Annotated in this window: 19 protein-coding genes and 3 tRNA genes; 14 read left to right on the top strand and 8 right to left on the bottom strand. The window is 53.0% G+C overall.

The window, feature by feature from the left end; translation table 11 throughout:
* Window positions 1-15 precede the first annotated feature (15 nt).
* The 7 genes from KSS91_RS13045 to KSS91_RS13075 all read left to right on the top strand — a co-directional run bounded on the left by KSS91_RS13045 (window position 16) and on the right by KSS91_RS13075 (window position 5,516).
* A tRNA-Gly gene (locus KSS91_RS13045) sits at window positions 16-91 on the top strand.
* A 47-nt stretch (window positions 92-138) separates the two neighbouring features.
* Window positions 139-212 (top strand) — tRNA-Cys (locus KSS91_RS13050).
* 195 nt (window positions 213-407) lie between these two features.
* Window positions 408-494: transfer RNA gene (locus KSS91_RS13055), tRNA-Leu, on the top strand.
* Window positions 495-654: 160 nt separating this feature from the next.
* Window positions 655-1,968, top strand: coding sequence for a tyrosine-type recombinase/integrase (locus KSS91_RS13060; RefSeq protein WP_217838228.1), 1,314 nt, complete (start codon window positions 655-657; stop codon window positions 1,966-1,968).
* Window positions 1,965-2,621, top strand: coding sequence for a hypothetical protein (locus KSS91_RS13065; RefSeq protein WP_217838229.1), 657 nt, complete (start codon window positions 1,965-1,967; stop codon window positions 2,619-2,621). The genes KSS91_RS13060 and KSS91_RS13065 overlap by 4 nt, the downstream gene beginning before the upstream one ends.
* A 76-nt stretch (window positions 2,622-2,697) precedes the next feature.
* Window positions 2,698-2,919, top strand: a complete 222-nt coding sequence (locus KSS91_RS13070) for a helix-turn-helix transcriptional regulator (protein ID WP_217838230.1) — start codon at window positions 2,698-2,700, stop codon at window positions 2,917-2,919.
* Between the two features lie 122 nt (window positions 2,920-3,041).
* Complete coding sequence (locus KSS91_RS13075) at window positions 3,042-5,516, top strand: AICE element replication initiation protein (protein ID WP_225923749.1); 2,475 nt, start codon at window positions 3,042-3,044, stop codon at window positions 5,514-5,516.
* On the opposite strand, the gene KSS91_RS28625 is transcribed toward KSS91_RS13075, so the two are convergent.
* Entirely contained in the window at window positions 5,402-5,869 is a 468-nt protein-coding gene (locus KSS91_RS28625; RefSeq protein WP_217838231.1) for a DUF4236 domain-containing protein, read from the bottom strand. The genes KSS91_RS13075 and KSS91_RS28625 overlap by 115 nt on opposite strands.
* 612 nt (window positions 5,870-6,481) lie before the next feature.
* Here KSS91_RS28625 and KSS91_RS13085 point away from each other — a divergent pair.
* The 6 genes from KSS91_RS13085 (at window position 6,482) to KSS91_RS13110 (ending at window position 12,305) form a co-directional block, all read left to right on the top strand.
* On the top strand, window positions 6,482-6,973 hold the full coding sequence (locus KSS91_RS13085) for a hypothetical protein (RefSeq protein ID WP_217838232.1): 492 nt from the start codon (window positions 6,482-6,484) through the stop codon (window positions 6,971-6,973).
* 409 nt (window positions 6,974-7,382) lie between these two features.
* Window positions 7,383-8,582, top strand: a complete 1,200-nt coding sequence (locus tag KSS91_RS13090) for an SIR2 family protein (RefSeq protein WP_217838233.1) — start codon at window positions 7,383-7,385, stop codon at window positions 8,580-8,582.
* Entirely contained in the window at window positions 8,572-10,503 is a 1,932-nt protein-coding gene (locus KSS91_RS13095; protein WP_217838234.1) for an ATP-binding protein, read from the top strand. Before KSS91_RS13090 ends, KSS91_RS13095 begins: the two co-directional genes overlap by 11 nt.
* Entirely contained in the window at window positions 10,496-10,711 is a 216-nt protein-coding gene (locus KSS91_RS13100; RefSeq protein ID WP_217838235.1) for a KTSC domain-containing protein, read from the top strand. Before KSS91_RS13095 ends, KSS91_RS13100 begins: the two co-directional genes overlap by 8 nt.
* A 321-nt stretch (window positions 10,712-11,032) precedes the next feature.
* Window positions 11,033-11,425, top strand: a complete 393-nt coding sequence (locus KSS91_RS13105; RefSeq protein ID WP_217838236.1) for a hypothetical protein — start codon at window positions 11,033-11,035, stop codon at window positions 11,423-11,425.
* Between the two features lie 4 nt (window positions 11,426-11,429).
* Window positions 11,430-12,305, top strand: a complete 876-nt coding sequence (locus KSS91_RS13110; protein ID WP_217838237.1) for an SEC-C metal-binding domain-containing protein — start codon at window positions 11,430-11,432, stop codon at window positions 12,303-12,305.
* A gap of 379 nt (window positions 12,306-12,684) precedes the next feature.
* Here the strand turns inward: KSS91_RS13110 and KSS91_RS13115 are convergent, their stop codons facing one another.
* The 7 genes from KSS91_RS13115 to KSS91_RS13145 form a co-directional block, all read right to left on the bottom strand.
* Window positions 12,685-14,157: a DNA/RNA helicase domain-containing protein gene (locus KSS91_RS13115; protein ID WP_217838238.1), complete on the bottom strand. Its 1,473-nt coding sequence runs from the start codon at window positions 14,155-14,157 to the stop codon at window positions 12,685-12,687.
* Between the two features lie 868 nt (window positions 14,158-15,025).
* Window positions 15,026-15,529 (bottom strand): glycine-rich domain-containing protein, encoded by a 504-nt coding sequence (locus tag KSS91_RS13120; protein WP_217838239.1) that lies wholly within the window; start codon window positions 15,527-15,529, stop codon window positions 15,026-15,028.
* Window positions 15,530-15,556: 27 nt separating this feature from the next.
* On the bottom strand, window positions 15,557-15,838 hold the full coding sequence (locus tag KSS91_RS13125) for a ParE family toxin-like protein (RefSeq protein WP_217838240.1): 282 nt from the start codon (window positions 15,836-15,838) through the stop codon (window positions 15,557-15,559).
* A 61-nt stretch (window positions 15,839-15,899) separates the two neighbouring features.
* Window positions 15,900-16,640: a hypothetical protein gene (locus tag KSS91_RS13130; protein ID WP_217838241.1), complete on the bottom strand. Its 741-nt coding sequence runs from the start codon at window positions 16,638-16,640 to the stop codon at window positions 15,900-15,902.
* A complete protein-coding gene (locus KSS91_RS13135; RefSeq protein WP_217838242.1) occupies window positions 16,582-16,923 on the bottom strand; it encodes a hypothetical protein in 342 nt (113 codons plus the stop codon). The genes KSS91_RS13130 and KSS91_RS13135 overlap by 59 nt, the downstream gene beginning before the upstream one ends.
* Complete coding sequence (locus KSS91_RS13140; RefSeq protein ID WP_217838243.1) at window positions 16,920-17,477, bottom strand: hypothetical protein; 558 nt, start codon at window positions 17,475-17,477, stop codon at window positions 16,920-16,922. The genes KSS91_RS13135 and KSS91_RS13140 overlap by 4 nt, the downstream gene beginning before the upstream one ends.
* Window positions 17,478-17,791: 314 nt before the next feature.
* Entirely contained in the window at window positions 17,792-18,364 is a 573-nt protein-coding gene (locus KSS91_RS13145; protein ID WP_217838244.1) for a hypothetical protein, read from the bottom strand.
* A gap of 1,076 nt (window positions 18,365-19,440) precedes the next feature.
* Here KSS91_RS13145 and KSS91_RS13150 point away from each other — a divergent pair.
* On the top strand, window positions 19,441-20,988 hold the full coding sequence (locus tag KSS91_RS13150; protein WP_217838245.1) for a phospholipase D family protein: 1,548 nt from the start codon (window positions 19,441-19,443) through the stop codon (window positions 20,986-20,988).
* The last annotated feature ends 133 nt before the right edge of the window (window positions 20,989-21,121 follow it).

Here is a 21,121-nt window from a genome sequence, read left to right on the forward strand (position 1 = left end):
GCGCCACACCAAGACGCGGGAATAGCTCAGTTGGTAGAGCACGACCTTGCCAAGGTCGGGGTCGCGAGTTCGAGTCTCGTTTCCCGCTCCAAGTTTGTACGCATTTGATGTCGCGCTACTAGATATCAAATGTTTTGAGGCCGAGTAGCAAAATGGTTATGCAGCGGATTGCAAATCCGCCTACGCCGGTTCGATTCCGACCTCGGCCTCCACTAATAAACAAGCTCCGTAGATCTATGATTTACGGAGCTTTTTTATTTGCAGTAGCCTGCAAGATTTAGTCTTGAAAAGGGTATTTGCGAACTTGCTTCACCCGGGCGGGATGTATATATTTCCACCTCTGCTGCACAGGCGTCAGAATTGCCAGATCGTTATTTGGCACAACCTGGACGCTTCACCGCGCTACCGCCCGAATGGCGAAACTGGTAGACGCATGGGACTTAAAATCCCCCGCTCGTAAGGGCGTGCCGGTTCGATTCCGGCTTCGGGCACCAACAGTATGATTTCAGATGTTCCCGTAAACATCTGAAACCTAGAGAAACCGGCCTTATAGCCGGTTTTTTTGTGTCTGAATATCCCCGTATGTTCCTGTACAGCCCCAAGATTTAGGTATACGTTTAGGTATATATCGGTTCGATATTGAGGCGTATACCTATGGCGCGCACCGTAACCCCCCTTACCGACCCCAAATGCGAGGCCGCCAAGCCCCGCGCAAAGGACTACACCCTGTTCGACGGGCAAGGGCTTTTTTTGCTTGTAAAGGCTACCGGCACCAAGGTCTGGCGCTTCAAGTATAAAAAGCCAAGCGGTAAACCCGGTCTGGCTACGTTCGGCAACTACCCGGCCCTCACCCTGAAAGCCGCCCGCGCGCGTCGAGCCGATGCACTCGAGTTGCTGGCGCATGGCCAAGACCCCATCGAGAGCGCTAAGCAAGCAAAGATCGAGGCGGCCAATGAGGCTGGGAACACCTTTGAGGCGCTGGCCCTGGAATGGCACGCCAGCATGTCCGGAAAATGGTCGAAGGATCACGCGGTCAGGGTGTTGAAAGAGATCGAGGTCGATCTTTTCCCCATGCTGGGCAAACGCCCCGTATCCGACTTGAAAACCCGCGACCTGCTGGCCTGTCTGAAGGCGGTAGAGAAGCGCGGCGCGCTTGATGTGGTTGGGCGACTGCGCCAGCGCATCGCCGGAATCATGCGAATCGCCGTTCAGCGCGAATTCATCGAATACAACCCGGCGCTTGATCTGGTGGGGGGGACTGCCACCCGCAAGACCAAACACCGCCCGGCCTTGCCCCTTGAGCGGTTGCCGGAGTTGTTGCAACGCTGCGAGGCTGACACCGGACGACCGCTTACCCGTCTTGCTGTAAGCCTCGCTCTACTGGTGTTCATTCGTTCTAGTGAGCTGCGCTTTGCCCGCTGGTCTGAGTTCGACTTTACCCGGAGCATGTGGACGATTCCCGGCGAACGGGCACCAATCGAGGGCGTCAAGAGGTCGCACCGAGGAGCCAAGATGGGGACTCCGCACCTTGTCCCGTTGTCACGCCAGACGCTTGAAGTGCTAGAGCAGATACGCCGGCTTAGCGGGCGTTTTGATCTGGTGCTGCCAGGCGATCACCGCCACTGGCGACCAATGTCGGAGAACACCGTAAACAAGTCACTGCGCCGCATGGGGTACGACACCAAAATAGAGATTTGCGGGCACGGTTTCCGCACTATGGCCTGTTCCGCGTTGGTCGAGTCCGGCCTGTGGTCGCGTGACGCGGTTGAACGGCAAATGAGCCACCAAGAGCGCAACGGCGTGCGCGCGGCCTATATCCACAAGGCTGAGCACCTGGAAGAGCGCCGACTGATGATGACGTGGTGGGCTGACTACCTGGACGCCAACCGGGAAAAGCACATCACGCCCTATGATTTTGCACACCGGGACACTGATGTTGTGAGCATGAAACGAGGGTTACACGCATGACGAAACGAGGCAAGCGATCAAAGGCACTTCCAGTATTCGACAATCAACTCGAGTGGGGTACAGGTGATTTGGTCGATGAAAGCCTGTCTGATGCTGCGCAGGCAATTATCGCTGACTTGGCCGAACATCACGACGGCGATCTTCAGGAATGGTTAAAGCAAAGGCTTGGGTCCTACAGAGCGGTCACCCGCGAAACGGAAAAAGGACCCGCGCGCCACGAAGAAATTCGCGAAATACAGCAGGCGAACCTGAGTCTTCGTGAAGCGCTACAGCGGCTAAGCAATTTCTCTCCTTTCGTCGAGGGTCTCATCAACGAGGCCAGCTGGCGTAGCCATGGGTGCTTTTTCAGTGGTGGCTTGCTTTCTGACCTTGAGGCGAAGGCCACCGTGGTGTCCGATGTGTTGGATATTACCGAGCAGAAGTTGGAGGCCGCTCCAACTATTCGGGGCGTGAAGCCGAAGTTTCCGCGAGATGCTTTGCTGGCTGATACCGCAGACAAGCTACGGCAGTCATCCTTAGCGAAGATGACCAAACGCAGAGCTGCAGAACTCGCCCGAGGGCTTCTCGTTGCCGCAGGAGTAGAGGTGCCAGAGGATATTGTCGAAATTGAAAAACTGATCAGACGTGCAAAAAGGGGGAAAAAAAGCCTCTAACTAATCTCTTTTGAGCACTGCGACAGCAATCGGGGGTTCAACAAAAATGGCTCCGTACCGATACGGAGGCGCTCAAATGCAACCAGTAACAAATCCCCCGAAAGCTCTTATCCGTCAGCCAGCGCTCTGTCAATGGCTGGACCTGTCCCGCTCCGGCCTAGACAAACTCCGCAAGAAAGACCCGACCTTCCCGAAGCCGATCAAAGACGGCGACACCCGCCAGGCTGCTGCGTATTACGTCGTGGCTGAGGTGGATGCATGGCTGCGCGCCAAGATCGAAGCGAGGGATGCAGTATGAGCCATTCATCATCGCTTACAGCGTCCTGGAAGTTTCGCGTAATGGCCGCCCCGCACGCTGATTCCTCCCAGTCTTCCTCTCTCTGGTCCTGGCGCAAAGCCAAGCAGCTCGGGGTGTAACCCATGAAAAGTCAAAACGGCGCCAATGCGCCGACGGGATCGGCTTGGCTGAAATCCATGATTGGGCCAGTAGCCCGGTACCTTCTTGGCGAGCCAAATACCGCAATGAGCAAGCCGACCGAGCTTCGATTCGGAGCGCATGGCTCGTTATCCGTTGATCTGGAAAAGGGGGTATGGCACTCGCACGAAGACGGAAGCGGTGGCGGCGTATTGGATTTGATTGCCTGGATAACCGGTATCACAAGTCGGGCCAAGCAAATGGGCTGGCTTGAACAGCACGGCTTAAAAGAAAAGCAGCCGGCGCCATGCCCTGAAAGTCCTCATTCCCTACCGGCCAACCGTCGCATGTCGGCTCGTTATGACTACACCGACGAAGACGGCAACGTTCTGTTTCAAGTTGTCCGCTACGAACCAAAGGACTTTCGCCAGCGCAGCCCAGACGGCAAAGGCGGCTGGGTGTGGTCGGTGAAGGGCGTGCGTCAGGTTCCCTACCGTCTGCCGCAGTTGCTGCACGCACCTTGGGGTACGCCAGTGTTTGTCGTGGAGGGCGAGAAGGACGTGTTGCGTCTGGAGTCGCTGGGGCTGGTCGCAACCTGCAATGCCGGTGGCGCTGGCAAGTGGCCTGATGCGCTCAATGAGTCCTTCGCACGCCGTCGGGTAGTGATTCTGGCGGATAACGACGAGCCGGGACATCAACACGCCGACAAGGTTTGTCGGGCACTGAGTAAGGCCGAGACAGAAGTTCGCGTACTGAGCCTTCCAGGGCTGCCGCCGAAGGGCGACGTATCCGACTGGCTGGACGCGGGTGGCACCGTCGAGCAACTGCTGCAAATGGTGGACGCTCCCGACAATCACCAGTTCGAATTCGACGATCAGCAGTCAGTCGAGGAGCACTTCGAGCCCGGTGATGATGCTGACGAAAAGCAGAGCCAAGCTTCACTGCTGGTCAAGTTCGTGGAGCAACGCTTCGAGTTGTTCCACGATGAAAACAAGGACGTCTTCGCCCGGGATCGCACGACGGGCGAAGTGCGTAATCTAGCCGCGCGCCAGTTCCGAGATGCACTGGTCGCCGGCTTTTACTCCGACAGCGGAAAGGCGCCCCGAGATCAATCGGTCCGGGAGGCACTGGGCACCTTGGCCGGCCTGGGCCGATTCCATGGAGACTGTCAGGAGGTACACCTGCGCACTGCTGGTGCTGCTGGTGATTACTTTCTCGACCTGGCTGGGCCGGGCAGTAGCCGAGCGGTTCGTATCCGATCGGGTAAGTGGGAGATCGTAGAGTCACCCGAGGTTATGTTCGTTCGACCTGAATCCATGCAGCCGATTCCGGCTCCAGTTCCAGGTGGATCGATCGAGCAACTTTGGCACGTGGCGAACATCCCGCGGGACTCCCGTCTGCTGGCCCTGGCTTGGCTGATCGAATGCCTGCGTCCTGATACGCCTTATCCAGTGCTGGAGCTGCTGGGCGAGCAGGGGAGTGCAAAGAGCACAACGCAAACAGCATTGCGCCAGCTTATTGATCCGAATTCCTGCCCATTGCGCAGCGCACCGAAGTCGGCGGAGGACCTATTCGTTTCTGCTGGTGTGTGCGCAGTAGTGAGCCTGGAGAATGTCTCGCACTTGCCCGCGTCAACTCAGGATGCCATGTGCGTATTGGCGACCGGAGGCGGCTTTGCCAAGCGCAAGCTGTACTCGGATGCCGACGAAAGTGTTATCAGCGTGAAGCGCCCCGTCGTGCTGAACGGCATATCTGCGGCAGTCACGGCGCAAGATCTGGTGGACAGAACGATTACCATCGAGACGCCGGTTATCAGCGAGCGGCTGGAAGTGACAGACCTTTGGCGGGAGTACGAAGCCGAGCGTCCGTGTTTGCTGGGGGCGCTGCTGGATATTTTCGCCAAGGCGTTGGAGTTAGCACCGCAGATGCACATCCCCGCTGACGAGCGTCCGCGGCTGGTTGAATTCGCTCGCCTCGGTATGGCTGTCGCCGCCGCAGCAGGACATGAGCCCGAGGACTTCCTGCGCGAGTTCAACGCCAGTCGGCAGGAAAGTCTGGCTCGCACCATTGACGCTAGCCCGGTAGCTGCCGCCGTAGTGGAACTGGTCGAGGCGCGTCCGCACGGAGTGACCGCCCCGGTAAAGGAGATTCTGCGTACCCTGGAACAGTACCGTCCAACCGGCTGCGATTCGTGGCCGCGTTCTGCGAAGGGGCTAGGGGACGCCCTGCGACGTGCCGCTCCAGCTCTTCGGCAGTTAGGCATCGAGTGCAAGCCCCTAGGTAAAACTGGAGGGACCGTGAAGTGGGCCATCGGGGGAAAGTTATCGAAGCAATGTCCTGCAAGTCCTGATGTCCTGCCAGACGATCACCCCGAGCAGGACATTAGGACTTGCAGGACTTCGAGTCGGCAACTATCCCCCGACACCGCCAGTACTTCGCCGGACATGGTCTTCGATGAATCCGACGCGGAGGCCTTCTGATGAAAGTTATCGGCTATCTCCGTGATCACGGGTTCAGTGCCAAGGTGGTGGGTAACCGCGAGCGAGACCTCAGTGGGCACAGGCTTTGCTGTGGGGGATTTTGTGGAGCATGCAGGGCCAGAAAGTTTCTGGCCTGTAGAGAAGCCCATGAAGCTGGAATTCAATCTGGCCCCACGTTTTCCGATTCCTATAGATGCACCCCGCGGATCAAGCCTCCAGCCAACCCCCGAACCACTCAGGTTCATGCGAATACCAGGGGGTAGTTTGATTGATTTACGGAGCCTTATGGGCATTTTGCATTTTCCTTTGCCTTGATGGCCAAACAGTCCGATGGGGAGCAAATATTGCAGCATGCTGCAAATGTCGAGCTCAAACCAAGGTTAGTACGTTGTCGGTACATTCAACCCGAATTATCGATATGGACTCTGACGTGAAGCGGCTATTCGGCGAGATTTCGAATGGCTGGCTCTCGTCCATGCGGTTTGAAAAACGCAGGCGCTGATTTGGAGTCTGCCTTGCTGTATGAAATCTGCCAGCGTTTGGTTAATCAGCCAGCCCTGAGATTTGTGTAGGCGCGCGATTTTCGTTTCCGATTCTGACTTTCAAACCTGCTCTAAAACGTCCTTACACAGCATCGGCCGTTTCCGGGCGAACGTGATCGATAGCTAGCCGCCGATTCTGGTGAAAAAGTCCGCTGCAGTCGTCGCAGCAAAAAGCCGTGCAACGTAGATTGAGACCTGCCGAATTTTGATCGGCAAAACCAGATACAAAATTTTCGTACCCGCGCGTAAATGATGGACTTACTAGTCTGAACCTCCATCCGCAGTCATTACTCCGATTTTTTTCAGCAGAATCGGATAGTAGCAACCATTCAAAAAATTTTTAACGATAGGAAGCCAGTTCGCTGGCTAAGATCAGAGTCTCAACCTAACGTTAGTCAACCAAAACATCGAAAGGATGTACCCATGAATAGCAACATAGAAAGGGTTGGCTTTCCCCCTAAACCTGATGTCGGGAGCAGAGTCTGGAGTGGCAGCGGATACTTGGAGCACGGGCCAATTGAAGGCCCGAAGGTCGACATTGCTTCCAAGATCGGAGGAGTGATCACGAACGCTTCAAAACCGTACTCGACGTACGACGATAAACTCTGTGTCGTTCAATGGGATGACGGGACAAACTCCAAGCATTATTCAAACGATTTAGTATGCATCGGTAGATTCCAGTCTTTCCAGGAGTTTGAATCAGCGACTCAAATTCATGGGCCAATTCAAGTGACTGCAGGCCCACAAGGTGGTTTCCAAGAGGCCAAATTTTCGGTCACGTACGATGGTCAGGTTATTGATGCCCACCTCCTCAAGTCGGACCAAAAATTCTGGACTCAGTGTATTCAGCCTCTAGCGCGAACCCAAAAAATAGCGATCAAGGAGAAGAGGGTTCAGGCGAAGAAGCGTAGCTAGTGAAGGGGCGTTTTGGCCGATTCTGTTGAAAAGTCGGTCCGCCCAAACTGCCTGATCATAGATTTGTGAAAACGCCTTTTTTTGCACGCTGCTACGTGAAATCCGAGTCCGGAAGCCTCTGCCAAAAGCAAAAACTTCAATCTCGGACGCGTACTTTTCTGATGCGCAAACCATTGCCTACTTTTTCAACAGAGTCGGCCAATAGCGGACTTTCGCCTGATGTGCGAGTCCGGGCCATGTGCGAATGTTCGGTTCAGAACCGCTTCAGGTACATGGGCACATCTTGTCGGGGAAAGAGGGGAGTGGACAGCGTGCTACTTTGGGCGGTAGCGTATAGCTATCACTGCTGAGTTCGGAGCGAGAAGCCGAAGCCAGTTGACTTCATTTTGAAGATCAAGGATGAGCGTTCATGCCTGGCTTTTCTCACTGCCCATACCGACAATCCTCCCTCCTGCAACAAGCCCTTGCCCCAAATAAAATGCGAATTGCATTTTTGTTAGGGGCTGGCTGTCCGATGTCCATTCGTGTTGATGCCGGTGATGGAAGCACCTCTCCCCTGATTCCTGATATTGCAGGTTTAACGGCGCTGGTATCAACGGCGCTTAATACGGATGCTGAGCTTCGTGATGATTATGCATCCCTGCTTGCACGTTTCGGTGTGGAGTCGTCCCCAAACATTGAAGAAATTCTTAGCCATTTAAGGGCTCTCATTGATGTTGTTCGAGACGGTGACATCAATGGCCTGACGAAACTCAAGCTTCAGGCCCTGGATAAGCGAATCTGTCAAATCACTGCAAATGTTGTGGGCGTACCCCTTCCCGGGGGGGGAACCCCGTACCACAATCTTGCTGCATGGATGAGTGGTATTGCTAGGGCGCATTCTGTTGAGGTCTTTACGCCGAATTATGACCTGCTCATGGAGCAGGCTTTAGAGTCGCACAAGGTTCCTTATTTCGATGGGTTTGTAGGTGCCCGAGAGGCATTCTTTGATCTTTCTTCTATGGAAACGGACATTTTACCTGCCCGTTGGGCTCGGGTTTGGAAGTTGCATGGGTCGATAAACTGGTGGCGCACATCTGAGAATGACGTTATTCGCAAGAATAGTGGTGAAGGTGAAGACCGGCAGATGATCTATCCGTCACATCTGAAATATGACCAGAGTAGGCGTCTTCCTTACTTGGCAATGCTAGATCGGCTACGTGATTTTTTGGGGCGCGGCCAAGCGATATTAGTCTGCTGTGGCTACTCGTTCGCAGATCAGCATCTCAATGAAGTTGTTATGAATGGCTTGCGTAGCAACCCGACAGCCATGTGCTTTGGTCTGCTTTATGGGGCGAGAACACAGTACCCTGAAGCAATCCGCTGCGCTACACGGCAGCCAAACCTCAGCATTCTTGCCGAGGATGGGGCTATTCTTGGTACGCTCGATAGAAATTGGAGTTCTACTTTACAGGATAGCCATTCATTGCACGGCGTAGCTGTTAGCAGTGTGACCGAGAATGATGTAGATCGATGTAAGTTCGGGTTGGGCGATTTCAAAAAGCTAGGTCAGTTCCTTGCTCATCAACTCAATCAAAATACTGACGCAGGCGCTAGCCATGAAGCGTGATCCTACCTTCATAGGTGTTGTCCAAGACGTTTTTGGTTCTACGGTAACGGTTGAGCTAAATGACGATACAGCCACAGGACTTGGTTTCGTTGGTGGTGAGGGTTATCGCATTGGTCAAGTTGGTAGTTTTGTGCGAATTCCCCTTGGCTTTGTCGACCTATATGGGGTCGTTTCGCAAGTGGGGGCGGGAGCAGCCCCTGATTCGGGAGACGAAAGACGTGCTTACGGAAACCGTTGGATAAAAGTCCAAATGGTCGGTGAGGGGCAGCGGGGTGGTCGTTTTGAGCGTGGAATTTCACAGCATCCGACTGTTGACGACCGTGTTCATGTAGTAACACACGCAGATTTGGCGGCTATTTATGGGGCCGTTGATCCACAGGACTATGTTCCTATTGGGCATCTTGCCAGTGCTGAGGCTATTCCAGCCTTGGTGAACATCAATCGGTTGATCACCAGGCATAGTGCTGTAGTTGGTACGACAGGTTCAGGAAAATCAACAACTGTCGCAGGGCTATTGAATGCGCTTTCAGACCCAGCTCGATATCCAGCTGCAAGAATTCTGGTTCTGGATATCCATGGTGAGTACGCGAAGGCGCTTTCGAATCGATCTACCGTTTTTCGTGTTTCTGCCGATTCTGTGCAGGGTCAGAAATCACTGAACATCCCGTTTTGGGCACTAAGCTTCGATGAGTTAGTGCCGTTCGCATTCGGGCGTTTAAATGATGCCCAAGCTTCGGCAGTGTCTGACTCAATTGTTGATCTGAAGCGCGAAGCGTTAATGAATTACCCTCGTACGGGGGTCGAGGTTGAGGATGTTACAGTCGATTCCCCTATCCCTTTTTGCATTCATAAATTGTGGTTTGAGCTTCATCGACGGGAGCATCACACACTCATTCCTAAGCCGGGCGCAGCGGCAGGTGAAGTTGATCATGCATATGTACTAGACGGTGCAGGGCAACCACAGGACTTGGGCGACGCTATGAGCGTGCGCTCTCCGTTATACCGAACGGTTAAAACATCAGGCCCACCGGAAGAACGTGTGCAATTGGGGGCGGGAACGATTGGCATACGTGCTCAGCTTGCATCGCTGGCGTCCAAGTTGCGTGATCCTAGGCTGGCTTTTTTGTTTCGTCCGGGCGATTGGTCACCAGCGTTAGATGGATGCGTCGTTAAAGATGTCGATGAGTTGCTGTGCGACTGGGTTGGTTCAGACCGACCAGTTTCAATTCTTGATCTTTCGGGTATTCCATCGAACATTCTTAGTGATCTGATTGGCGCAATGCTTAGAGTTCTATACGACGCAATTTTTTGGGCTCGGAACTTGCCGGAGGGTGGGCGGGAGCGTCCACTTCTGATTGTATTGGAGGAGGCTCATGCATATCTATCTCGCGATAACGAAGGCTCCGCTTCCGCAGTTGTAAGACGTATTGCAAAAGAAGGGCGAAAGTATGGGGTTGGTATGATGCTGGTTAGCCAGCGTCCAGCAGAGATCGATACCACAATTCTCTCTCAATGTGGGACGTTGTTCGCGCTCCGACTGGCAAACGATAGTGACCGTGGACATATAGCTAGCGCCGCAGCTGATAATCTAAAAGGTTTATTTGAGATGCTGCCTGTACTACGTACAGGGGAGGCAATTGTGGTGGGGGAAGCCGTAAGCCTACCAATTCGAGCGTTGATTACGCCGCCGCCCGTCGGGCAGCGACCCGACAGCGTCGATCCGAAAGTAGTAGTTAGACGGGTTAATGATCAGGGGATTCAGCTCTTTGAAGGGCCTGGAGGCTGGGCTCAAGTGGTTGGCGTATCTGATTACTCAATACTAGTGAAGCAGTGGCGCAAACAGTCTTCTCGTTACGAACATGAGCCAGCAATTGTGGTGGCTCCCCAAGGGAATGCAGGAGTGGAGTCGACAGATGATTGATTTTTTTGAAAGTCCAGAGTCGTCAACAATAGTGAGAGTAGGCTTTGATGATGAATCGCTTATTCTGATTGTCGAGTTCAAAACAACGGGGACGTATCATTATTTTGATGTGCCTCAGCATATTTACGAAGCGATGCGGGCTGCACCGTCCAGAGGTCAATTTCTTGCTCAGAACGTGAAGCAGCAATATCGCTACTCGCGAGCGTGAATAGCAATCTAATTAAGTTCCAGTGGTGGACGGCCGCGTAACTTTTAGCAAACTTATCGAAGCGCATCATAATTCGTCAATATGTCTGATCTTTGCTTGTGCAAAGCTTGAACCAGCTTAGAGCTTGAGCGTAGTGCGGGGATATTGAACGGTACGAGCCAAGGGCGGCGCTCTTTAGACTGAAGTCTCTACATGTAGAGGCTTCAGGCAGCTGGGTCACTCCACTTGACAGGCACCAAGCCAGTCTATATATAACGACGACCCAAACATTTTGGGTCTTCCGAACTCCACATTAATATATGCTGCGGAACGATCACCATCATGAAGATCGAAATATTAACTGACCGGTATTATGAAGGTTGTGTTTCACACGAAGCTGGACGTTTCAAGAAGTGGATGCGAATCCATCATCCAGAAATTGAAGTTACTATCCCCGACGACGCAAGCAAATATGATCTACATGACTACTCTATTATCATGCCCTTGGTTAGCCTGGCAAGTGATATGTCGCTACAGAACTATTTGGCAGTTGTAGTGGAATACGTTAAAGCAGCAACAAGTAATAAGCTTGAAGGGGAAACCGACGAGATTCAGATGAGCGTCATCTATCATGACAATGAAAAAGGTATAAAGAAAGAGTTTAATTTCAAGGGTAGTCAAGAAACATTAAATGCAGCCGTCAAAAAATTCGATCTCAATAAGTTCATGGAGTAAGAGCATGTATGCTTTGGCTTTGCTAAATGGGCTGTTTGAATCAGCAGATGAGTATGTATCAAATGCAATAAAATTAATTGATGCTCGAAAATACAAAGAGGCTCAAACCCAAGCGATAGAAGCCCAAGAGAAAATCGCGCAAATTAAGTCTAACGCATCTGATGACAAGCTAAAAAATGAGGCTTATATTTATGACTGCTTTTTCAGCATGTTCTACAATGTTGCGCGATACTGGGAGTGTATTGAGCAGCAAGCGTATTATGACTCATGGTGGCGCTTGCATGATGTCTTAGACGACCTCCGCTGCCTTAAAAAATTCTATAAACAGCCCAACAGACCTATTGAGTTCATAACAATTCAATTCATATCCCTTGAAAAGCTTTATCCCTACAAGCTTTTCTCCAGCCTTGGGTTTATTGTAGAGCACTACGATTGCAGTATTTGCGGAAAAGATATAGACGGAGATGAATGCCAGCATTTTATTGGTGACTTGTACGACGGCGAAATGGCTACTGCTATAGCGAATAAAATAAAAGATATTGATCATTTCGCATTTGTTACAAATCCAAAAAATAAACGTCTCGCTGTCACAGGTGGGGACGACCATAGGCAGTTCGATATTTTTATTAAGCTCGTCTCGCATTTTGGGAGCAACCAGAACTCACCTCTAGGGTTCACGCACGCCAAGCTCTATGAGTTCATGAGGGATAAAGATACAAAAAACAAATCAGGAAGGAATGAAATCTGTCAGTGCGGCAGTGGGAAAAAGTTCAAAAAATGTTGTTTGCTAGAGCCACAAATAAAACAGATTCATGTCGACTTTCATCCGGGTCATGTATTTAAATATTTAGATGGGTCAAGAAAAAGCCTTATGGTTTAATAGGTTGCGGGCTTAAAAGCACTAAAGGCTACTGCTGTGACTACCGTCAGCGAACGACAGCTTTGGGTCCAGAGTGTGTAAAAACGCATGCGCCGTTTTGAAGTCTGCGTTGCTACGTAAAATCTGCTGGTGCCTGTGTAATCAGCATACCGGAAATTTGCTTGGGAGCGCGATTTTTGCACCAGTCCCGACTGTCAACGTGTTCTAAAACGTTTTTACACAGCCTCGGTCGATACCGGCCTCAGTATTTCGTGCCAGCATCGCGGATTAGCGGGCTAGTACAGCCACTTGGTACTCGTTTCGCTTCGGGGTAGCGAGGTCAGTAAACCCCGATACCCGGTTCACTGTGTGGAGCAATCATGTCCTGGTTCTCAACCCCCTATTGCAGGATGGACACACACCTGCCTAATATTTCTGTATTCTTGATAATCACTAGCTTAAGCCTTTTTCTAGCACGAGTGATGTTCTGAAACAGCATTTTGGCAGCGTGATAATAGGCTCTGCCTTTGTAATGCAGATCTCCATTCGTGTCATACCCAAAGAATTGATCTATCGGTATGGCAACACCATCAAACTCTTGACCAATGACCTGGTGTGAAGTATTTCCAGTTTGGCTGAAGTATTTCTCGTGATGTTCGATATTGTATTGCGACGGTGTGAATCGTATGACCTCCCACTCGCTTTGATCCAGTCCGGAGAGATAAGATTTAGCATCTTCCACACTATCAAAATAATTTATTTCAATGTTGCTTTTATTTGTTAGTGAGTGATTTCTTTTGTTGTTAAATAGGGCTTTGATAAATTCTGCGATTTCTTTGTTGGTCCTTATTTTTTCTGAAAGGCGGTAGCTTGTAAGTGTCTTTATTTTGTTGATTTCAGCATCTATATCGGTTTTTTCTTCTCGCTTGGAAAGAGTTTGTGCTTTGTCATAGGAGAAAATGCAGTTCCCGCGCGCCTTCTTGACTTTTTGAATGATATCCTCCAGCTGTTCTGTGTATATGCGCTGTGCCTCATCAATGATGATTGTGTCATAATCAGCGAGATTGCAGTTGTGATAGTCTTTTATTTCGATGATTTCCCACCCTTTGCTATTTAGTTTTATTTGCCCGCTGTTTAGATATCCACAATGAATGATTAGCAGATTTTTTTCGGTGTTTTTTAACTCTTTTGCAATATCGTAAATGAGCAAAGTTTTTCCAGTGCCCGCACCGCCTGTCACCGAAATAAATCTCGCTGCCTTAGGTTTGTCGACTGAACTTAAAATCAGGCTCCTAAATTCTTCCTGTTGATGTGTCAGGAAATATTCGTTATTTAGGAATCTATTAGTGGAGTTGAATGGAGAAACCAAGTAGTCTGAAGGGTCAAATAAATTATCTATATTTTCTGTTTGGTTTGGTTTTTGTTTTTTTAGTAAGGCTCTCAGAATGCTAGGGTCTACCTTAACAAGTCTTTGATCATCATCAAGATGATAGAGCATTGCATCATCTGAAACGTATGTAAATGCGTGAACCTTTCTGCCGGTAAAATTTAAATAATATAGGTTTCGGAGTAGTTGGCCTCTGGCCTTCTCTTTAGTGCAGGTCTTTTTTAGTTCAATATTGATAATGGTTTTTTCAGAGAATCTTAGTAGATCAAACTCTTTCCCGATTTGAGGGATTTTGTAGTCGACATAAAATGTATCAAAAAGATTTATATTGCTCGGCAAATGTTCTAACTCATTGATCAACTCTATTAAATCATTGATCTCTCCCTTTCTAAGCTTAATTCCATGCAGCTTCATCAGATTATCGAAGTCATCGTCTTCTAGTGAATCGTTCGCCTGTATCAGTGATATGATGTTTATGTGCTTCACGTGCTACCCCTCCCTATCTCTAGATATCCTGAAAGCTTTGTATGCACAGTCCAGCATCCGGTAATTTCTTGGCGGTTGCCAGCATTTTGCCATAATACCTAGCACAGCTGATGGACTTCTTCCCAAACGCCGCGGAATGTCTTCGAGGTGTTTAATCACGTCTGCGAAAGAGTGCGTCGGGCCATGCCAGACAAGCAACATCCCATCTTTAAAGCTAGTGATCTGGAAGACAATTTTCCGGTTGCGCTTGAGCTAGGTGGAGTGAAGCGCCTCGATGCCTCTCTCGCTCCGGCAGAGGGCGGTAAGGTTTAGCGCGGCAGCTGATGGCCGATTGTCGCCTGTCGCAAAGGGCTGCAACCGACCTAGGCTGTGTGAAAACGCATGCGCCGTTTTATAGTCTGCGTTGCTACGTAAGATCTGTCGGTAATAGGTTAGTCGGCAGACTAAGAATTTACGTAGGAGCGCGATTTTCGCTCCAATTCTGACTGTCAAATTCGCTCCCAAACGTTTTCACACAGCCTGGACTCAAAGCAATCGGTTAGGGCCGACTGAAATCGGCCAAGCGCAGCCATCTAGCGGTATCGAAATGTCGAGCCTTGCTCTAGGCGATCAGATAGCAAACAGTCCGATGCCGGAGTTTGGATAAATGACGAGTGCGGCAGACCGCACTGAGCAGACCGCCGCACTCGACTAACGCGTTACGATTTTTTCGGAGGGTAGTTACCGCGGCCATCACCTGACTTTTTGCCGGTCGTGCTCGGTAGATTGGGGACTGCCGGGCGTGGGGCGGGGGAGGGACGGCTGGGGGCTTGTGGTTTTTTGTTCATCTTGAGTTTCTCCAGAGTTTGGTTGGCTATGAATTGCCCGCTTACTTGCAGGCACCTTCGACTCGGCAGGCGCAAGTGGTGGGGACGTGACATGCGTGGTCCTTGCAGCGCATGGCCTGTACCTCGCAGCCGCCATCGGGGTAGGCGCCGAAGTGTTGCTCGTACAGCGCTACCGTGTGAGCGAAGGCGCTCTTCAGTTCCTGGTAGTCGTCCTGGCCGTAGATGCCGAAGTACGGGTAGTGGTCGATGAAGCGGCCGAACACCTGGAGGCAGTTCTCGCGGTAGGCACGGGTGTCCAGGATGTGTGCATGCCAGATAGCATCGACCTGCTTGCTCGGCACCAACGAGACCGTCGGATACAGGCACTTGAGAGTCAGGAAACGGCGATATTCCCGCTCCGACGCGTCCCATTGTTCTGCGCTCATTTCGGCTTCGGACGAAGCGGTGTACTTGTGCTTGAGACGCAGGAAGTCCAGCTGGCTGACCTGCATTTCCAGGCCGTTGGCGGCCAGCAGAGGTTGGTTCAGGGCAATAATTGCAGTCATGAGTGTGTCTCCAGTGAATTAAAGGAATCAGGGCTTGAGAGCCCGCCTTCGCTTTAGTTCACGCTCGAAACACTGGCGACTGACCAAGCTATACGGCGAGTAGCCGTACACGCTGGTCAGGTAGAGCAGGCGCCAGTCGCAACCAAGCTTGAAACGCACCAGTCCGTTGCGGCAGCGCACGCGCTTGCCGCCAAGAGCGGTGAAGGGAATACCGGCCCGCAGGGCCTGATCAATTTCGATGGCCTTGCCTTGGTGGCATGGACTTACTTGATGTGGGCAGTTCGCGAGGATGTGTTCGATGGTGTTCATGCTTGGCTCCTATGTGATGACGGAGCCAGTATTTATTTGTTGATTCCACTACCAAGACCTTTCATCGCCAGGCGTCGAGCAGGTCGTCGAAGGCCCTTGCCTCCTCATAGGCGGTCAGGATCATCTGCCGATACTGCAGCAGCAGCGTGTTCTCGGTTTGCAGGGTTGCTGCCATGGTGTGCGCCTGCTCCAGTTCACCGTTGAGGTAATGCACCATCATGCTGTCGCCCATCGACAGCGCGGCCGTTTGGCAGGCCATGGCCTTGAGCAGATTGCCGCCGTAGTCGCTCAGGCCCATCTGCGGCAGCGCGCTGTCGAAAGGGTTTGGCAAACGCCCCAGCTTGAGGTCGGCCGTCGATTTGAGCACACCGAGCAGGTCCACAAGTTGCTTGTTGATCAGCCCCAGGCTGGCCACTGACTGCCGCTCCAGCAGCAGGCTTGCGGCCCAATCGGCATGCTGTCGGCGTAGCGCCGGATGAGTGAACAGGCGGATCACCGTCTTGGGTTCGCCGAAGATGCCATGCAACACAATGGCATTGTGCAGGCCGTCCAGCTCACTGCGCGGTAGTGACCAGCGCTTGCGTCCGCCTTCCGTGAAGCTGATATCTTCCTCGTTTAGCTGGAGCACCCCGGCCTGGCTCATCGCCTTGACCAGCGTATTCACCGCGTTGCGTAGGGCCGGGTGGCGGGCGAGCGGGATGCCAAACAGGCGCTCCACTGCCTGTGGCAGGGTCAGCCCTTGTTCAATAGCCACAAGCTGTTGCCAGTAAGTGGTCGACATCCTGTGCTCCGGGCTGTTCATGTGCGCCCTTAGCGATGGTGTTGGCCTGCTCGCGCCAGTCACGGGTTTTGCACTGGTAGTTGCGTTGGTACTCGTCGAGCACGCCGCGGCAATAGCCGGCACGCATGGCTTCGGAAAGCGAGGTTGTTTGCGCGGCGGCAAAGCGCAGTTGGTCGTGCTTGGCGTAGATATTAACCAGCTCGGTACAGCTCTCGATAAGCCGGGCCGGATCGGTGCTGGCCAGACTGAGTTGAATCGGCAGGCTCAGCAGCGTTAGGGTCAGCAGGGACGCGTGGGTTTTCACGGGCTGACCGCCTTGTCTGGAGTCGGGGAAGTGCTGGGCACCTGACGTGCGTTCTCCGTCACCGGTCGGGGTTGTTCGGCAATACGTGGTTTCGTCGGTGAACCCAGGTACAGGGCCAGTAGTGCGAAGGCCAGACTCAGTATTTCTTCCTCTTTGTTGACAAGGTCCAGCGAATCGAGCGGCTTTGCGTATCCTGCAAACTCCAGGCTTGGCCAGACGATCACCCCGAGGGCGGCCAGCTCTATGGCGAGTAGAACGCCCTGCGCCGTCAGCCAGCGCCCCAAACCACGCCAGAAGCCGTAACCGAAGTGCCGCGCGTAATGACAGTGTCGCCAGGTCAGCGCCAGCACCAGTAGCATAAAGACCCATTCATGCAGGGCCATATCGGCCAGCCCTTCGCCATACTCGAAAATCAGGGCGAAGAAGTCGGCGACGGCGATTAGCCCCAGCATCCAGAGCGCCAAGTGCTTCAGCCCGCCGAGCAGGCCACAGACAAAGCGTGTCAAGCCGGTATCGACTTGGGCGAACGGGGAGAGTTTCGGGTTATCCCGCATGGAACGTCCTTGTCGATAAATGGAAATCAGACCAAGGTCTGCTCGACCATGGCATTGGTCAGGTGTTGATGCATCTGACGAGTCTGGCTGAAGCAGGCCTTGAGTTGGTTACAGAGTGGCATCCTCTAAAATTTGAACTACTCCGAAAAGCATCGGGCAGCTCACCAGTGAATATCGGCATCAATCTGCAATGCGTGCTGGTCAAGTCCAATGCAATGGAGGATGCGCACGCTAGATAATCTAGTACTCGGGCGACCGGTCTGCCACCCCGCCGTACTTCTGGAGTTCCACATCTTCGGTCAGATGAATGCAATCTATCTATTGGTCTTTGGCGTGGCAGTGCTTAAAGCGCTAGCTAGTGTTTGTATATCTCTTCTCTTCTCTTCTCTAACGTCACCCGTGACGTCACCCGTGACGGTTGGTGACGCGTAATGTGACGCGTCACTTTCTTTCAATTTCTCCCGGTATCTGGCCTGACGTTTGACCCCTGTCGAGCGGGCGCTGTGTTTGCTCGGGGCGTTGTATTCCGTGAAGTTGGGCAAGGTGACAGTGTGTTTTTCCGGGTCGTAAATGGCCCACTCGACGGCCGCCATCGCCGCCCCAAAACCGACGATGCCGGCAGCGTTGTCGAGCGTGTCGAGCGTGCTCATGTACCACACACCATCCTCGGTGTGTTCGTTCGTTGCACACCACACGCGTAACAGCGCCGAAAGCGTTACGTCACGCGTTACCATATCGTCGAGCACACCGGAATGGTCGGTTGGTAGGCGCCGACCGATGTCCCGCGACGATCCGATAAGGTCGGCGATCATCCACACTTTGGGATGCGGACAGATTGCGGACGTTTCTTTGCGGTCCGAGTCCGTCGCCTGGCGCTTAGTCGACACCCCGTTATGGTCCTCAAAGCGTGGTAGCCCAATGGCTCCAGCGTTATCGACTAACCAGCCGACTTCGATTATCGAGCGGGCGAAACTTGGAAAACCGATGAGGTCGTCGACTGTCTCGACGTTATAGCCCTCTAGTTCTTCGTCGACCGAATGCGTATCGAAAAGACACCAAACGGAATACGGTCCGCCAACTATCCAAAATTTGTCCGCATGCAATGCAGACGAAATGCGGACAACCTTCCAGTAGCAAACACTTTGCTATGAAAAGCTGGACCACTGCGACCGGATCGAACATTACTTACAGTTCGAACTCCTGTAGGTATAGGTCGTCAGCCCGCGATCGAGAGTCGTGCTCCAGGCGTCAGACGGACAGGACGCGGGTGAGGTGCCTGCTACTCGATAAAGTCATTAGGGAGGGGGCAGGTCAAAAGTCTGGAGCCGTCGCCCCAACGACCGTTCCCTGCCCGTTTCAATCATTAATTCGTAGTTTTTTAGGAAATCGCCGTCTTGGGGGAATTTGGGGGAATGCTGGAGGTGCTGCGTCAAAAGTATTAGCGTTCGCGGTATCGGCGCCCCCACGCCCAAACTATTTTTCCATCTCTTCCATCCCAAAACGGGGAGAGTAATGATGATCACAAGCGTCACTTGGCGACGGCAATACGGTGGGAGGGTGTCGGCACGACAGGCGACCGGCTGGAGGCGGAGAAGATAAGGGTACTTCCCGTTTTAGGTATACGTTTAGGTATACATACTGAGATTAATAATAGATAAATCCAGTAAAATAGAGGCCTGTAGACGGTATGTTCGACCCCGGCTTCGGTACCATGAATATCAAGGGCTTGCGAGAGATACCTCATGCAGGCCCTTAGTTTTTTCCGCCATCAAAAAAACTTTTTCGCAATTCGCTACTGCCCGGCTGCATGCTCTGCAGGGAACCGGTAAATTTCGACACGCTGCCTGAAACGGGCTTTACTGGAAAAAGTCGTGCGGATTATCGAGGGCTGCATGTTCTCGGCAGCCGGTACTGGCTGGATGCCGGGTCCCTATCTACACCCGTCGATGTTGAGGGCCAGCCCATGTCCCGGTTCCTCTGCGCCATGTTGTTCGCGCTGTTGCTAGTCGGCTGCGCCACCACGCGCTTGCCCCATGACTTCAGCGAGGCGATCCCCGCCAGCGAATCGGCTTTCGGGCGTTCGATCCAGGCTCAGGCCGCCGCGCATGAGGGGCGCTCGGGTTTTCGCTTGCTGCCCAACAGCAGTGAAGCATTCCGGGCGCGCGCCGAGTTGATCCGCAATGCGCAGAAATCCGTCGATCTGCAGTATTACATCGTGCATAACGGTCTCAGCACCCGGGCACTGGTTAATGAAATGCTGCTGGCTGCCGATCGCGGCGTACGGATACGTATGCTGCTCGATGACACGGCCACCGACGGCCAGGAAGAAGTCATCGCTACCCTGGCGGTGCACCCGAACATCCATATCCGCGTCTTCAACCCTTTGCATCTGGGTCGCAGCACCGTGGTGACTCGAACCATGGGTCGCTTGCTTGATCTCTCCCAGCAGCACCGACGCATGCACAACAAACTGTGGCTGGCTGACAACAGCGCAGCCATCGTCGGCGGACGCAACCTGGGGGATGAATATTTCGACGCCAAGCCCGATCTCAACTTCACCGATATGGACCTGCTTTGCATCGGCCCGGTCGCCGAGCAGTTGGGGCACAGCTTCGATCAGTACTGGAACAGCGCCTTGAGCCAGTCGATCAGTGACTTCCAGATCAACAAGCCGACAGCACAGGACTTGCTCGAGAGCCGCCAACGTCTGGAGCAATCGCTCCAGTCCTCACGTACCGAGCACAGGGCTTTGTACAACCATCTCATGACCTACCAGACTCGACCGCAATTCGAGACTTGGCGCAAGCAGCTGATCTGGGCCCATAGCACGGCGATGTGGGACGCTCCGAGCAAGGTCCTGGCTGACGGCGAACCGGCACGCGCGTTATTGATGGCCACACAACTGCGGCCTGAACTCGATGGCGTCAGCAACGAGCTGATCATGATGTCGGCCTACTTCGTCCCGCAAAAGTCGGGCATGGACTATCTACTGGGTCGTGCCGATGCCGGCGTTGATGTGCGCCTGCTGACCAACTCACTGGAAGCCACCGATGTGCCGGCGGTGCATGGCGGCTATGCACCGTATCGCAAGACGCTGCTCGAACATGGCGTGAAACTCTTTGAGCTGCGGCGTCAGCCGGACGATCCCGGCCGCAGCTCTTCGTTTGGATTCAGTGGTGGCTCGGACTCCAGTCTGCACACCAAGGCCATGATCCTGGACAAGCAGAAGGTGTTCATCGGTTCGTTCAATTTCGACCCGCGTTCAGTGTTCTGGAACACTGAAGTCGGGGTCCTGGTCGACAGTCCCGAACTGGCCGGCTACGTGCGCCAGGCGGCGCTTGAGGGCATGGCGCCGGCCATGAGTTACCAGGCCCGACTGGAAAACGGCGAAGTCGTCTGGTTCACCGAGGACGACGGCCGCCAACATACCTTGCGCAAGGAACCCGGCGGCAAATGGCGCAGCTTCAAAGCCTGGCTCAGCGACAAGGTCGGTTTGGAGAAGATGCTCTGAATCGAAACCCGGAGTCCCCCTCTGGTCTCGTCGTGCAACAGGGATTTACAAAGAACCCGTTCGATAAGCGTGACGTGATCAAGCTGGAGGTCTTCTGACGTTTTTGCCTGCACCTGCCTGACTCAGGCACCTT

The sequence above is a fragment of the Pseudomonas azerbaijanorientalis genome, from assembly GCF_019139795.1.
Classification (GTDB): Bacteria; Pseudomonadota; Gammaproteobacteria; order Pseudomonadales; family Pseudomonadaceae; genus Aquipseudomonas; species Aquipseudomonas laurylsulfatiphila.

Bases quoted from the DNA above. Each gene is read 5' to 3' on its own strand.
- KSS91_RS13090 (WP_217838233.1), top strand. From the start codon at position 7,383: ATGCCTGGCTTTTCTCACTGCCCATACCGACAATCCTCCCTCCTGCAA.
- KSS91_RS13075 (WP_225923749.1), top strand. From the start codon at position 3,042: ATGAAAAGTCAAAACGGCGCCAATGCGCCGACGGGATCGGCTTGGCTG.
- KSS91_RS28625 (WP_217838231.1), bottom strand. From the start codon at position 5,869: ATGCTGCAATATTTGCTCCCCATCGGACTGTTTGGCCATCAAGGCAAA.
- KSS91_RS13140 (WP_217838243.1), bottom strand. From the start codon at position 17,477: ATGCGGGATAACCCGAAACTCTCCCCGTTCGCCCAAGTCGATACCGGC.
- KSS91_RS13085 (WP_217838232.1), top strand. From the start codon at position 6,482: ATGAATAGCAACATAGAAAGGGTTGGCTTTCCCCCTAAACCTGATGTC.
- KSS91_RS13070 (WP_217838230.1), top strand. From the start codon at position 2,698: ATGCAACCAGTAACAAATCCCCCGAAAGCTCTTATCCGTCAGCCAGCG.
- KSS91_RS13150 (WP_217838245.1), top strand. From the start codon at position 19,441: ATGTCCCGGTTCCTCTGCGCCATGTTGTTCGCGCTGTTGCTAGTCGGC.
- KSS91_RS13105 (WP_217838236.1), top strand. From the start codon at position 11,033: ATGAAGATCGAAATATTAACTGACCGGTATTATGAAGGTTGTGTTTCA.
- KSS91_RS13060 (WP_217838228.1), top strand. From the start codon at position 655: ATGGCGCGCACCGTAACCCCCCTTACCGACCCCAAATGCGAGGCCGCC.
- KSS91_RS13130 (WP_217838241.1), bottom strand. From the start codon at position 16,640: ATGAACAGCCCGGAGCACAGGATGTCGACCACTTACTGGCAACAGCTT.
- KSS91_RS13120 (WP_217838239.1), bottom strand. From the start codon at position 15,529: ATGACTGCAATTATTGCCCTGAACCAACCTCTGCTGGCCGCCAACGGC.
- KSS91_RS13110 (WP_217838237.1), top strand. From the start codon at position 11,430: ATGTATGCTTTGGCTTTGCTAAATGGGCTGTTTGAATCAGCAGATGAG.
- KSS91_RS13065 (WP_217838229.1), top strand. From the start codon at position 1,965: ATGACGAAACGAGGCAAGCGATCAAAGGCACTTCCAGTATTCGACAAT.
- KSS91_RS13095 (WP_217838234.1), top strand. From the start codon at position 8,572: ATGAAGCGTGATCCTACCTTCATAGGTGTTGTCCAAGACGTTTTTGGT.
- KSS91_RS13100 (WP_217838235.1), top strand. From the start codon at position 10,496: ATGATTGATTTTTTTGAAAGTCCAGAGTCGTCAACAATAGTGAGAGTA.
- KSS91_RS13125 (WP_217838240.1), bottom strand. From the start codon at position 15,838: ATGAACACCATCGAACACATCCTCGCGAACTGCCCACATCAAGTAAGT.